11 protein-coding genes are annotated in these 14,212 nt (G+C 30.6%); all 11 read left to right on the forward strand.

Annotation, left to right across the window (positions count from 1 at the left end):
• Positions 1 to 2,493, forward strand: a 2,493-nt coding sequence (locus tag Q0820_RS12180; RefSeq protein WP_298487919.1) for a T9SS type A sorting domain-containing protein, incomplete at its 5' end; no start/stop codon positions are given.
• Positions 2,494 to 2,788: 295 nt separating this feature from the next.
• Positions 2,789 to 4,324 (forward strand): hypothetical protein, encoded by a 1,536-nt coding sequence (locus Q0820_RS12185; RefSeq protein WP_298487920.1) that lies wholly within the window; start codon positions 2,789 to 2,791, stop codon positions 4,322 to 4,324.
• Positions 4,325 to 4,442: 118 nt separating this feature from the next.
• Complete coding sequence (locus Q0820_RS12190) at positions 4,443 to 5,270, forward strand: alpha-1,2-fucosyltransferase (protein ID WP_298487921.1); 828 nt, start codon at positions 4,443 to 4,445, stop codon at positions 5,268 to 5,270.
• Between the two features lie 208 nt (positions 5,271 to 5,478).
• Complete coding sequence (locus Q0820_RS12195; protein WP_298487922.1) at positions 5,479 to 6,000, forward strand: acyltransferase; 522 nt, start codon at positions 5,479 to 5,481, stop codon at positions 5,998 to 6,000.
• Positions 6,001 to 6,741: 741 nt separating this feature from the next.
• A complete protein-coding gene (locus Q0820_RS12200; protein ID WP_298487923.1) occupies positions 6,742 to 7,326 on the forward strand; it encodes a hypothetical protein in 585 nt (194 codons plus the stop codon).
• Positions 7,327 to 7,361: 35 nt separating this feature from the next.
• The gene (locus Q0820_RS12205) at positions 7,362 to 8,198 is read left to right on the forward strand and encodes a glycosyltransferase family 2 protein (RefSeq protein WP_298487924.1); all 837 of its coding nucleotides are present in this window, start codon (positions 7,362 to 7,364) and stop codon (positions 8,196 to 8,198) included.
• A 118-nt stretch (positions 8,199 to 8,316) separates the two neighbouring features.
• Positions 8,317 to 9,531 carry a glycosyltransferase family 4 protein gene (locus Q0820_RS12210; protein WP_298487925.1) on the forward strand — a complete coding sequence of 405 codons (1,215 nt, stop codon included), beginning with the start codon at positions 8,317 to 8,319 and terminating at the stop codon, positions 9,529 to 9,531.
• Between the two features lie 54 nt (positions 9,532 to 9,585).
• Positions 9,586 to 11,067, forward strand: coding sequence for a hypothetical protein (locus Q0820_RS12215; RefSeq protein ID WP_298487926.1), 1,482 nt, complete (start codon positions 9,586 to 9,588; stop codon positions 11,065 to 11,067).
• A gap of 43 nt (positions 11,068 to 11,110) precedes the next feature.
• Positions 11,111 to 12,016, forward strand: a complete 906-nt coding sequence (locus Q0820_RS12220; RefSeq protein ID WP_298487927.1) for a sugar phosphate nucleotidyltransferase — start codon at positions 11,111 to 11,113, stop codon at positions 12,014 to 12,016.
• A 51-nt stretch (positions 12,017 to 12,067) separates the two neighbouring features.
• Positions 12,068 to 13,228, forward strand: a complete 1,161-nt coding sequence (locus tag Q0820_RS12225) for a glycosyltransferase family 4 protein (protein WP_298487928.1) — start codon at positions 12,068 to 12,070, stop codon at positions 13,226 to 13,228.
• A 21-nt stretch (positions 13,229 to 13,249) separates the two neighbouring features.
• Positions 13,250 to 14,161, forward strand: a complete 912-nt coding sequence (locus tag Q0820_RS12230; protein WP_298487929.1) for a sugar transferase — start codon at positions 13,250 to 13,252, stop codon at positions 14,159 to 14,161.
• The last annotated feature ends 51 nt before the right edge of the window (positions 14,162 to 14,212 follow it).

Genomic DNA, 14,212 nt, shown 5'->3' on the forward strand with positions numbered 1-14,212 from the left:
GTAGCAACATTTTTCCAAAATGGTTCTTATGAAGGTACCTCATGGGAATTTGGTATTGGGGATTATGCAGACATTACCCTAGAAGGAATGTTAGATAATGACGCTTCTTCTTTACAAATAGAACCAGGATATGTAGTGGAACTATATTCAGAAAAAGACTTTGAAGGAGAAGTATTAGCATTAGAAGAGAATATATCTTTTTTAGGCACATCTGATTTTAACGACAAGGTATCTTCTATCAAAATATATGAGTTTATTGAACCTTCTTTACCAACAGTGGTAACATTTTTCCGGGATGGTTCTTATGAAGGTATCTCATGGGAGTTTGGTATTGGGAATTATATAGACATTACTCTGGAAGGAATGTTAGATAATGATGCTTCTTCTTTACAAATAGAACCAGGATATGTAGTGGAACTATATTCAGAAAAAGACTTTGAAGGAGAAATGGTTGAGTTAAAAGAAAACTCTTCCTTTTTAGGTTTTTCTGATTTTAATGACAAGGTATCTTCTGTAAAAATATATGAGATTATTGTTCCAACAGTAGCAACATTTTTCCAAAATGGTTCTTATGAAGGTACCTCATGGGAATTTGGTATTGGGGATTATGCAGACATTACTCTGGAAGGAATGTTAGATAATGACGCTTCTTCTTTACAAATAGAACCAGGATATGTAGTGGAATTATATTCAGAAAAAGACTTTGAAGGAGAAATGGTTGTGTTAAAAGAAAATTCTTCTTTTTTAGGTTTTTCTGATTTTAATGACAAGGTATCTTCCACAAAAGTGTATGAGATTACAGCTGCAACGGTAGTAACATTTTTCCGGAATGGTTCTTATGAAGGTACCTCATGGGAGTTTGGTATTGGGGATTATGCAGACATTACCCTAGAAGGAATGTTAGATAATGACGCTTCTTCTTTACAAATAGAACCAGGATATGTAGTGGAATTATATTCGGAAAAAGACTTTGAAGGAGAAGTATTAGCATTAGAAGAGAATATATCTTTTTTAGGCACATCTGATTTTAACGACAAGGTATCTTCTATCAAAATATATGAGTTTATTGAAACTCCCATACCGACAGTGGCAACACTTTTTCAACATAGTTCTTATAGCGGAATTTCATGGGAACTTGGTATTGGGGATTTTGCAGATATTACCTTAGAAGGGATATCAGATAATGACGCTTCTTCTTTACAAATAGAACCAGGATATGTAGTAGAACTATATTCAGAAAAGAATTTCGAGGGAGAAGTGCTTATTCTAGATTCAGATACTGGGTTCTTAAGTAATAGTAGTTTTAATGACATTACTTCCTCGGTAAAAATATATGAGTTTGTAGAACCAGCTTTAACTACCCTTTTTCAAGATATTTCATACGGAGGTACTTCGTGGAATCTTGGTATTGGAGAATACGGAGATATTTCACTAGAAGGTATTCAATTGAACGATATAGGTTCAGTACAAGTAGCAGATGGTTATGTTGTAGAGTTGTATCCAGATTTAAACTTTGGAGGCATACCGTTAATATTAAAATCTAATACAAACAATCTTGTTACCTTGGGTATGAATGATGAAGCAGAGTCAGTAAAAGTGTTTTTAGATGATTGTAAATGTACCTCAGGAGAATATAGCCTATTGGTTAATGGAAGCTTTGAAGAAACTAGTAATCCTGCATATGCTACAACATTTGATTTAATTGAGGATTTGGGAAGTACCTATAATAGTGTCAAGTTTATAGATGCACATACAGATAGTGATTTTCCAGGTTGGTTTACCACAGGTGGTATAGCTCTACAACAAGGTGGTTTTTCGCAAGGAGGTACTCTTGAGTTAGGTCAAAGCGGATTTTTAGGAATTACAGCTCCGGATGGTAGTGTTTTCATAGAAATGGACGCTAATCATCACCATCAAATTATTACCGTAACACCTGGCCAGTTGCTCGATTGGGAGCTATCACATCGAGGTCGTCCAGGCGATGATGAAATTACTATTTCAGCAGGGCCTATAGGAAACCAAGAAGTTATAGCAGTTGTATCTTCTCCAAATACTCAATGGGTTTCGCACGCTGGACAATACCAAGTACCTGCGGGGGTTTCTGAGATTCAATTTACAATTACCCCTTCTGGTGCGGGTGATGGAGATATAGATTCTTCCAATTTATTGGATTTTGTAAAACTTTGCCCATCTAGTGGAACAACAAATAATACAACTTCCCTGAGAGCAAAAATCAGTAAAAAACTACCTATATCACTATATCCAAATCCAGTAGAAGATATTTTTTACTTGCATACAGAAGAAATGCTTTCACAAAGCAGCTTTGTTTATATATATTCCGCAAGTGGAGTATTAGTTAAAAAACAAAATATAATTTTTGAGAATGGTAGGGATGTTGAAATCTTTGTGGATGAATTGTCTAGCGGTATATATACAATTTTAATTGCTAATGATAAAGGTGAATCTATTGCCTTACAGATATATAAAAATTAATGTAATTAAGGCTTTTATAAAATTTATTACCCTTATTAATTTACCATCCTTGATACTATAGAAAATATGGTAAATATAGTTTCGTAGTATTTAAATAAAATTCAGTAACAATTATTTTAAGATATATTAAAATGTTAGTTTAACTCTTATGCTATTTTTGAAAAAAGATGCTTATTGAAAATAAAGATTTTTAAAAATTTAATCAATAATTAATCTTGCTTAAAGATTATATTTATAATATACTATACCTGAAGTTAATCACAAAGTATATGAACTTAATACTAAATAATAGACATTGGAACAAGCAAAACGTGTAGCAAAAAACACTGGATTCCTATACGCACGTATGGCCATTACGGTCTTTATATCTCTTTACTCTACTCGATTAGTATTGGCAGCTTTAGGCGCTACTGATTTTGGGATTTTTAATGTTGTGGCTGGAGCTATTGCTATGCTAACTTTTTTAAATGCAGCTATGACTTCTGCGACTCAACGCTTTATGTCTTTTGCAGAAGGAAAAGGAGATTTTAAAGCCCAAATAGGAATTTTTAACGTCAGTGTTTTACTACATTGGGTTATAGCATTTATAGTGGTGCTTATACTGGAGATTGCCTCTTATTTTTTATTTAACGGAATTTTGGAGATTCCTGATAATAGATTATATGCCGCAAAGCTCATTTTTCAATGTATGGTAATTAGTACCTTCTTTAAAATTATATCAGTTCCTTATGATGCAGTTATTAATGCGCATGAAAATATGTTTTTTGTAGCTGTTTTAGGTGTATTGGAGTCTTTATTGAAATTAGGAATAGCTATATATATTACAAGCACCAATTTTGATGCATTAGTAGTTTATGGTTTTTTAATGGCATTAATGGAGGTGATTTTGTTACTAATACGAAGAGTATATTGTCATAAATCATATAAAGAGGTGTCTATAAATATTAAAAAACATTATGATCGAGCTCTTTTTAAAGAAATGAGTAGTTTTGCTGGTTGGTCTTTTCTAGGTTCTTCCACAACTATGTTTTCTCAATATGGCCAAGGCGTAGTATTAAATATGTTTTTTGGCCCAAAGATTAATGCTTCTCACGGTATTGCTAATCAAATTAGTGGACAGATGGGAGCATTTGCTACTACAATGCTTAAAGCTTTAAGCCCTGCTATTACTAAAAGTGAAGGGGCAGGAGGAAGGTCTAATATGTTAAAAATGACATTGTTTGGTAGTAAATTTTCTTTCTTTTTACTTATAATATTTACAGTGCCAGTTATCATAGAAATGCCATATATTTTTAAATTTTGGTTAATAAATGTACCCCCGTATGCAATCCTATTTTCTCGCTTAATATTGTTTAATAAGTTAATCGAGCAATTATTTGTGCCAATTGATACGGCAATAAGAGCTGTAGGGCATATTAAAGAATACCAAATAGCTATTTCAATATTAGCAATATTACCTTTACCAATTTGTGCTTTTTTATTTAGTTATAATTTCTCGCCCTATTATCTATATGTAGTTTTGATGGTATATGTAATTTCTCATGCTATAATAATTCTATTTTATGCTCGAAAATATTGTAGCTTATCAATGATTTCTTTTTTTAAACAAACTTTTTTACGTTCCTTCTTTACTTTTTTGGTTGTTATAGGGTTATCATATTTGCCAACACTCCTTTTGTCAGAAGGATTACCTAGATTAATAACAGTAATAATAATTTCCGGTATTACTTATCTTTTTTCTGTTTGGTATATTGGATTTAACAAAGGAGAAAGACAATTAATTATCCCTTTGTTAGATAACACATTAAAAAAAGTTAAAAATATATTTTAATTAAGGACTTGCAGTAAACTTATTGTAAATATCCTTAATAAAAATTTACTTAAGCTACTTGTTTAAATGGTTAACTATATTAACACAAATTTAAAGGTGTAAATACAAAATAATACTAATGAAGATTATACAAGCGCAGGGTCAAACTTGCAATCAATTTTGGATTTATTCTCATTTTATAGCCGAAGCTATAGAGAATAAAAATAAAGTTTGGGCTTTAGCACCAGATATATCTATTAAAGATTATCCTAACTTATTAGATTCAGATGTTATAAAATACAAACTTTATTCAAAGTTTTTAGTACAACTTTTTGGTTATAAAAATTATATTAATGTCATAAATTCTCTTGTTCACAATAGAATTACACGTACTTTCTTAATATTTTTTTTTAAACTTATTCCTTTTGTAGATTTTATTTGGGCTGAAATGGAAGGTTTTACTTTTTTAAACAGAGATAACTACAAAAAAGAAATCTGTCAGATTTTAAAACCTAAAGATGAAATTACTAAGAATGTTGAAACATTTTTTCAAACTAAAAGAGAAAAGTTCGATATTATTATTGGAGTACATTTACGTCGTGGCGATTATGCCACATGGCAAGGAGGTCAATATTTTTACTCAGATAAGGAGTATAATAATGTTATGTTGCATTTAAAAACTTTTTTTCCTTCTTTAAAAGTTGGGTTTCTTTTATGTAGCAATGAAAGTTTAAATCCAAGTAATTTTGAAGAGAATGACGTTTTTAAATTAAATAATAGTTCTGCAGCAATGGACATTTATGGCTTATCTCAATGCGATTACATTATTGGGCCACCATCATCCTTTTCCTCTTGGTCAGCATATTTTGGAAATAAACCACTTTACTTTTTAAAAACTAGCGATTGTAAATTCAATTTATCAGATTTTAAGACTGGAGAAAATTCTTGGACCAAACGAAATGATTAATCGAATTATAAAATATTAAGTGTCATTCATAGATTTTGGATTAATCCAATTTTTTATATAGGCTACTAATTTTTAAAAAAACGTCAGTCCTTCATTAATTAAAAAAAATATGCAGCATATCTTCAGTTTAAGTTATAAACTTTTTCGAAATTTATATTTTAGATTAAAATATTTTTTAGATACCTATTTTTGTTTAATCCTATTTTATTTGAATAAAGTAACACATAAGGGAATAAAAACAAAAGGCATGCCTAAAGTAATGGTTGCAAGAGGCGGATTCTTTTCAATTGGTAAAAATTTTAGGATTAATAATACTATTAACTCAAACCCTATAGGTTGTGTACAACCTTGCATGTTTTTTGTTGATAGTAAAGCCAAATTAGTTTTAGGTGATAATGTAAGTCTTAGTCAAACAGCTATTGTTTGTCATGAAAATATAGTCATAGGTAATAATGTTAAAATGGGTGGTGGTGTTTGTGTTTATGATACTGATTTTCATAGTTTGGATAAAAATAAAAGGACTACAATTGCAGATGATTTCGCGAATAAAAAAATGGCTCCAGTTTATATTAAAGATAACGTGTTTATTGGGGCTAATACTACCATTTTAAAAGGTGTAACAGTAGGCGAAAATTCCATCATTGGAGCATGTTCTTTAGTATCTAAGAATATTCCATCTAATGAAATTTGGGCAGGAAATCCAGCACGAAAAATTAAATCTATAATTTGAATATTTACTATTGTTATCTCTTAATAAGAAAAAAAAGTATGTGTAATGCATAAGAGAATAATTCTACTTTTACTGCTTGGGATAACACTTGAATCTATTAATCAATATAGTAGAGTTCCTTTAGGAGGTACTTATTTATGGTGGCTCGTAAATAGTGCTACTCTGTATTTATTACTAAAAACAATCCCTAAATTTTATGATAAAGTAAATTCAAAGAATTTACTATACGTTAAAATTTATTTGGCTTGGAATATTATTTGCTTGGTTCAAGGTTTCTTCGTTGCGGAAGACTATTGGGAGTGGAAATTTTTGATTCATAGGTTTTGGATATTATTATTGCCAATTTGTTCATTTGTATTTACAAATACTTATTTTGTACAGACAGTTTTGAGACAATGGTTCAAATATTTTCTACCAGCATTTGCTTTGTTTTCTTTTGTTATGTATACGGATGCAGTGGGACGCTATTTAATGCCTATTAGCCTTTTACTTGTTTTTTTTCCTTTATTAACTACCAAGTGGAAAAGCATTCTTTTTCTTATGACTTTGATTGTTTTATTAACCGATTTAAGTGCGAGAAGTAACGTAATTAAGTTTGTTGTGCCCTTGCTAATATCCTTATTATTTTATTTTAAATCTTATATAGCTTATAGGGCTATGATTTTTGTAAGAGTTTTGCTTTTGTTAATTCCTATAGTCTTTTTAGTATTGGGAATTACTAATGTATTCAACATTTTTAAAATGAATGATTATATAAAAGGAGATTATACTGTTGCAGCAAATGAAAATAGTTATGGTGATAAAGAAGATTTAACCGCAGATACACGTACCTTTTTATATGTAGAAGAAATTCTTTCTGCTATTAAATATGATTATGTAATTTTTGGACGAACTCCAGCAAGGGGATATGAGTCCCCGACTTTTGGACGGGAGATTGATAAGGATTTAAAACGTAATAAAATGGAGAGATTTTCCAGTGAAGTATCTATTCTTAATATTTTTAATTGGACAGGCTTAATAGGTGTTGTGTTATATTTTTTGATTTTTGTGAGGGCATCTTATTTGGCTCTTAAAAAATCGAATAATTGGGCTTTAAAATGTCTGGGAATATACGTAGCTTTTCGTTGGATGTATGCTTGGGTTGAAGATTATAGTTCTTTTGATTTATCTTTTTTATTCCTCTTTTTGGCTATAAGTATTTGTTATTCTAAAGCATTTAGAGATATGACGGATAGTGAATTTAAATACTGGCTTTTTGGTGTTTTTGATAAAAGATATCATAAGGCAGTTAAAAAATTACAACTTGTAGAAATAGAAGATATTTAATGGAGACCATAGCTCTTTCATAAATAAATATAATAATGATTTATATAGTAATACCTGTTTTTAATAGATGGCATTTCACAAAAATATGTCTACAACAATTAGAAAAACAATCTTATATTGACTTTAAGACAATAATTATTGATGATGGTTCTTCTGATGAAACTTCTGAAGAATTAACAAAAAACCATCCAGATATTATTGTTCTAAAGGGAGATGGTTCTCTTTGGTGGACAGGAGGTATTAATTTAGGAATTGCTTATGCTTTAAAACAAGGAGCTACATATATTGTCACGCTAAATAATGATACTATCCCAGCTCATGATTACGTGGAACAATTATTAAAGGCATCAAAAATAGAACCTAAGGCGCTAATTGGTTCTACAGGAACGGATGCTAATACAAAAGAAATTAATTTTTGTGGAGAACGTGTAAAATGGATTTCTGATAGTGCAGTAAGTTTAAAAGACAGTTTAACTAAGGATCAGCAATTTGGACTTCATGAAGTGTCTTATTTTCCTGGAAGGGGTTTATTAATTCCCAAAATTGTTTTTGATACAATTGGCCTATTTGATAGAGAAACTTTTCCGCATTATATGGCAGATTATGATTTTACGTTGCGGGCTCGTAAAGCAGGATTTAAAGTATATTGCTCTTTAGATACTAAATTAGCTACTTATCCTGAAGCCTCTGGAGCAAACCAATTAATGGAGCAAAAAAGTTGGAAGAATTATAGGGAACATCTATTTGGAATAAAGGGAGCTGCAAATTTAAAATATTATTACACCTATGTATTTAGACATTGCCCATGGTATTTTTTACCTATTAATATAACTATTGGAACATTAAAACGTCTTATAAATTACTGGAGATAAAGGATAAAAAACTCTTCTAATAAAGATAATTGGGTATTGTTTAAACTATAATTAGAAATTATTCGAAATATAGAAAACACCCATTAAAAATTCTCCTAAAATATATACAATAACCTTTATGCAAAAAATTTTACTTTCAGCTTATGCTTGTGATCCTTCAAAAGGATCTGAACCTGGGAATGGTTATAATTGGGCTAAACAACTTGCATTGTTAGGTTATGAAATACACTGTATAACAACTAGTAAAGGAAAAAGTGCTATTAAACAAAAAGCTGAAGGTAATGAAAAATTAAATTTTACATTTGTTGATTTACCTTTTGGTTTAGATAAAATATATAGTACTTCAAAATTAGGTATGTACCTACATTATTTTTTATGGCAATGGAGAGCGTATCGTGTGGGTAAAAAATTGCATAAGACAAGTTCATTTGATTTAGTACATCATATTACCTGGGGTAGTGTCCAACAGGGATCATTCATGTATAAGCTACCTATACCTATGATATTTGGACCAGCTGGAGGCGGTCAAAAATCGCCAGAAGCCCTAAGACGATTTTTTCTCGGAGCTTGGAAAAGTGAAGAAAAGAGAGAATTTATAACAAATAAATTCATAAAGTACAATCCAGCATGTTTTAAAATGGTTAAAAAAGCATCTGTTATTTTAGCATCTAATATACCAACTAAAGAGTTAGTAGAAAGTTTAGGTTGCAAAAACACAAAGCTTGTTCTTGATGTAGGTTTACCTAAGGCTTTTTATCCTAAAGTTATACCCAAAAGGAAAATAGATAAGGAAAACTTAAAATTGCTATGGGTAGGGAGATTTATGCCAAGAAAAGGATTAATACTACTATTAGAGGTAATGAATGAATTAAAAAGTTATCCGAATATTGAATTAACTATAGTTGGAGACGGTGAAATGAAAGAGATTTTGTTGCAAGGGATAGAAAAGTATGATTTAAAAAATACAAATTGGGTGGGGAAAGTACCGTTCAACGAAGTCCCTAATTATTATGCTTCACATGATTTGTTTGTATTTAGTTCATTGAGAGATTCCGTTGGTGTTCAGTTGATTGAAGCTATGGCTTATGGCTTACCAATTATTACTCTAGATTTAAATGGTGCTAGTTTGCTTGTAGATGATACCAGAGGTATAAAAATACCAGTAAAAGACTCGGAACAGATTGTTTTGGATTTTGCGAAAGCAATTATAGCACTTAGCAAAGACAGTGTCAGATTAGAACAAATGTCGAATAATGCATTTGATTATAGTAAACAGTTTATTTGGGAGGACAAGATAAAGGATATTGCTGATAAGTATTATCCAAAACCATAGATACAAAAATTCTGTAGAGAATTTAAGCTAAAAGTAATACATATTGCATTGCAAATGGAAAATTTGAAATTTAGAAGGCAGTTTTTACTAACAACAAAATCTATCTCTTCTCTGGAATCTTGGGGAAATTTATCTCTTGGGAAGCATGTATTGTATACCCATCCCGATTTGATGAGATTTCATGTGAAAGAGGATACTGTTGAAGTAGTTTTATTAGGTCATATTTTAGACCCTAAAAATCATGAGCTTAGTGAAATTGATATTTTAAATAAAATAGTAGCAAAAGCAACGACAGATGCAATTGCTAATATACTGTATGGCTTGTCTGGACGGTTTGTATTAATTATTAAAAAAGTAGATGGCATGCTATTTTTTAACGATGCTTGTGGTTTGCGTTCTTTTTTTTATACAAAATTTGAAGATGAACTTCAAGTTGCATCACAGCCATTATTGCTAAAATTAGCAGTCGGGGATATAGTTTCTAAAAAAAAGCGATACTACAGTTTTTATGAATCGGACTATGGAAAAAATAGTAAAGAAAATTGGTTTCCGAGTGGTACCTCCCTATATGAAAATGTGTATCATTTGGTCCCTAATCATTATTTAGATTCTAACACGTTACAACAAAACCGTTATTGGCCTATAAAAGAACATACTTTAAATGATTATGACAGTTCGTTAGAAAAATTCAGTTCTTTATTACAAAATATACTTATTGGTGGGAGTAAAAAGTACAAATTAGCCCTAGGGGTTACCGCAGGCTTTGATAGTCGAATTATCTTAAGTGCTAGTAAAACAGTAAAAAAAAATATGCTGTTCTATACCTTGAAGTATAGGAATATGACGAATAAATCTAGAGATATTAAAGTTCCTAGCAAGTTAAATAAAATTATGCATTTTAATCATCAGGTAATGAATTGTCAGATACCTGTAGATCCTGAATTCGCTAAAATTTATGAACAAAATAGCGATATGGCTCATTTAGACGATTGGGGATTTATTGCATATGGGATATCGCAAAATTTACCAGAGGGTAGTATGGCTATAAAAGGAAGTTGTTCCGAAACGGGTCGTTGTTATTTTTATAAATCTGGGAAGCACCCAAAAATAAACTCAGGTGCAGATATGCTCGAGTACAATCCTAGTTGGAAAGGCATTCCTTTTATTGAAAAACGTATGAACAATTGGTTTAATGAAGTGAAAGATTCTAAAGTAAATTTAGGCTATCCAGTATTAGATCTTTTTCATTGGGAAGTGAGTACTGGTAGTTGGCAAACTCAAAACCAATTAGAGTGGGATATTGTTCATGAAACTTTTACTCCTTTTAATAATCGAGAACTCTTGGATACCATGCTTAGAATTGATCCTAAATACCGCTCAAAGCCCAATAAATATCAATTATATCGCGATACCATTAACAAATTTTGGCCTGAGGTGTTATCTCAACCAATAAATCCACCTTCAACTAACGAATGGATTAAGAACACTATAAAAACAGTATTAGCGAAATTAGGTGTAGAAAAATACAATCATTAATTATAGAATAGATTTTTTTAATTAATTAGATTCTTGATTACCAATGTTATTAGCTCCTATAGCACTTTTTACATTTAAAAAATTAGAGCCTCTAAAAGCCACAGTAGCTGCTTTAAAAAAAAATAAACTAGCACAGTACTCAGAGTTGGTGATATATTCTGATGCACCAATACATGTAAATGATATTGAGCGAGTTAATATGGTTCGAGCTTATTTAAAGACCATTACAGGTTTTAAAAAGGTAACAATAAATTTAGCAACTGTAAATAAAGGGTTGGCAAATGCTATAATCGAAGGAGTTTCAGATTTATTGGAACAACATGAAACCGTAATTGTAATGGAAGATGACCTACTATGCAGTACAAATTTTTTAGCATATATGAATGCCGCACTTAACTTTTACAAAAATGACCCAAAAGTATTTTCAATTGCAGGGTATTCTCCTCCAATAAGCGAATCCAAAAACTATGAATATGACATCTATTTTTCCAAAAGAGCCAGTTCATGGGGTTGGGCCACCTATAAATCTCAATGGAAAAAAGTAGATTGGCAAGTAAATGACTATAGCCATTTTAAACATGATGATAATGCGAAAAAAGCGTTCAATCGTATGGGGTCTGATTTGACAGGTATGTTAAAAAAACAAATGAAAGGTAAAATAGATTCTTGGGCTATTCGTTGGTGTTTTCATCAGTTTAAAAATGAATTGTTCACAGTCTTCCCAACAAAATCTAAAATAATAAATATAGGCTTTATAAAAGGAGCTACCCATACAAAAGGAAAAAGCCAAAATCTAAGATTTACGACACCTTTAGATGTAACCAATACCATGAACTTTAGATTTAAACCTGATGTTATTATGGAAAAACAGTTTATTAATGATTTTATAAAGCCATATCGTCTTACTACTCGTTTGAAGTATAAAATTAGAACTCTATTCAATCTATAATAGTTACATTAGTGAACAATATTGTACTATAAATAGATGATTTAATAAAAAATGTTACAAGATAAAATTTCTCATCAGCAATATGAACAAGAAGGTAAACCAAAAATATTGTTCATTTTACATATTCCTCCCCCAATTTATGGTGCAGCACTTGTAGGTAAATTTATTAAAGATAGTTTATTGATAAATACTAAGGTTGACGCTGATTATATTAACTTGACCTCATCGTTTAACCTAAATCAAATTGGAAAGGGAGGCTTAGCAAAATTTAAAGTCATTTATAAAATTTTTAAGGAGGTTTTGATTGCTTTAAGGTCTAAAAAATATGATTGCTATTACATGACATTAACTGCTAAGGGAGCTGGTTTTTATAAAGATTTTTTAATTATTTTATTGTTAAAACTAAACAGATGTAAAATAATCTATCATTTTCATAACAAAGGAGTGGCAGAAAATAGTAAAAAATGGTACAATCATTTTTTATATAAAATTGCTTTTAATAATGTAAAGTGTATTTTGTTGGCTCCCAATCTTTATCAAGATATTAAACGGTATGTGTCAATAAATCATGTGTTTATTTGTAATAATGGAATTCCAAAAATGACCCCTGACACAGTTTTAAACTTGCATAATAAGGAAGTATGTAAATTCTTATTTCTATCAAATATGATGGAAGAGAAAGGAGTTTTTGAATTATTAGAAGCATGTAAAATACTAAAAGACAAAAATTTAAATTTTAATTGTGTTTTTGTTGGAGCTTGGACAGATATTAATGAAACTCTTTTTTTGAAAAAAGTCAAATCATTAGGTCTAATGCAAAATGTATGTGTACACGGTAAGAAGTATAACGCGGAGAGAATCTCTTATTTACAAGATGCTGATGTTATTGTATTACCCACCTATTATCATAATGAATGTTTTCCACTGGTTTTGCTGGAAGCAATGCAATTTGGTCTTCCTGTAATATCAACCCCAGAAGGCGCTATATCAGAAATAGTAGTAGAGGGGAAAACGGGTTTTTTAACACCGCAAAAAGAACCAAAAGCACTTGCAGAAGCTATGGAATATTTATTGACTCATCCTACTGAACGCATCACTATGGGTAAAGAAGGTAAAAAAAGATATGAAAAGCATTATACTATTGATACTTTTGAACAACGCATGCTAGAAATCCTAAAGGCAACAATAAAAAGTAAAAACTCTGGTGCTTGATTAAATGAAAAATAAAATCGAATGACTAATACATATCCAATACTATTATTTACATACAAAAGACTAGAGGTTTTAAAAAAAACAATCACGGCACTTCAAAAAAATGAATTGGCAAAGGATTCTGATTTATTTATTTTTTCAGATGGGCCAAAAAATTCAAAAGACGAAATACAAATTAGCAAGATAAGAACCTATTTAAAAACGATAGATGGATTTAAGAATGTGCATATTTCTGCTTCCATAGACAATAAAGGTTTAGCCAATTCTATTATTGATGGAGTAAGTAGCATATTGAAATTAGCAGATAGTGTAATAGTTTTGGAAGATGATTTACTAACAACTCCAAATTTTTTGGCATACATGAATAATGCATTAAATACATACAAAAACAGTGATCGAGTTTTCTCAATTTCTGGCTATGCATTTGATTTGCGACATGGAGATACTAATCCCAATAGCAGTTATTTTTTAAACAGAGGATGGTCTTGGGGTTGGGCAACCTGGAGAGATCGTTGGGATAAAGTAGATTGGGATGTGACTACTTATCCTGAGTTTGTTAAAGATAAAAAGCAAAGAAAGATATTTGCAAAAGGTGGTTCCGATTTAAATGCGATGTTAGATAAACAAATGAGTGGTAAATTAGACTCGTGGGCCATTCGCTGGTTTTATCACCAATTTAAAATAAATGGTTTAACCTTATACCCATTAGGATCTAAAATTTATAATGATGGATTTGATGAATTTGCAACTCATACAAACGGTTCTGAAAAAAGATATATTCCATTTTTAGATACGGAGCATTCCTTGAAATTTAATTTTCCAGCTAAAGCTGAAATTCACAAAGGATATCAAAAAAAATTTCAAAATAAAATGGGTATCGTGGCACGAATCCGTTCAAAAATTGAAACATTGTTGTTAAAAAATAAGTTATGATAAAAGATTGTCTTAGAAAACTACGCTTTTATTACCTTCGGAAAGTAAAAT

It is taken from the genome of uncultured Maribacter sp. (assembly GCF_947495965.1).
Lineage (GTDB): Bacteria > Bacteroidota > Bacteroidia > Flavobacteriales > Flavobacteriaceae > Maribacter_B.

Excerpts from the sequence above, each read along its gene's own strand:
- Q0820_RS12190 (WP_298487921.1), top strand. The coding sequence starts at position 4,443 with ATGAAGATTATACAAGCGCAGGGTCAAACTTGCAATCAATTTTGGATT.
- Q0820_RS12200 (WP_298487923.1), top strand. The coding sequence starts at position 6,742 with ATGAATGATTATATAAAAGGAGATTATACTGTTGCAGCAAATGAAAAT.
- Q0820_RS12205 (WP_298487924.1), top strand. The coding sequence starts at position 7,362 with ATGATTTATATAGTAATACCTGTTTTTAATAGATGGCATTTCACAAAA.
- Q0820_RS12210 (WP_298487925.1), top strand. The coding sequence starts at position 8,317 with ATGCAAAAAATTTTACTTTCAGCTTATGCTTGTGATCCTTCAAAAGGA.
- Q0820_RS12215 (WP_298487926.1), top strand. The coding sequence starts at position 9,586 with ATGGAAAATTTGAAATTTAGAAGGCAGTTTTTACTAACAACAAAATCT.
- Q0820_RS12220 (WP_298487927.1), top strand. The coding sequence starts at position 11,111 with ATGTTATTAGCTCCTATAGCACTTTTTACATTTAAAAAATTAGAGCCT.
- Q0820_RS12225 (WP_298487928.1), top strand. The coding sequence starts at position 12,068 with ATGTTACAAGATAAAATTTCTCATCAGCAATATGAACAAGAAGGTAAA.
- Q0820_RS12230 (WP_298487929.1), top strand. The coding sequence starts at position 13,250 with ATGACTAATACATATCCAATACTATTATTTACATACAAAAGACTAGAG.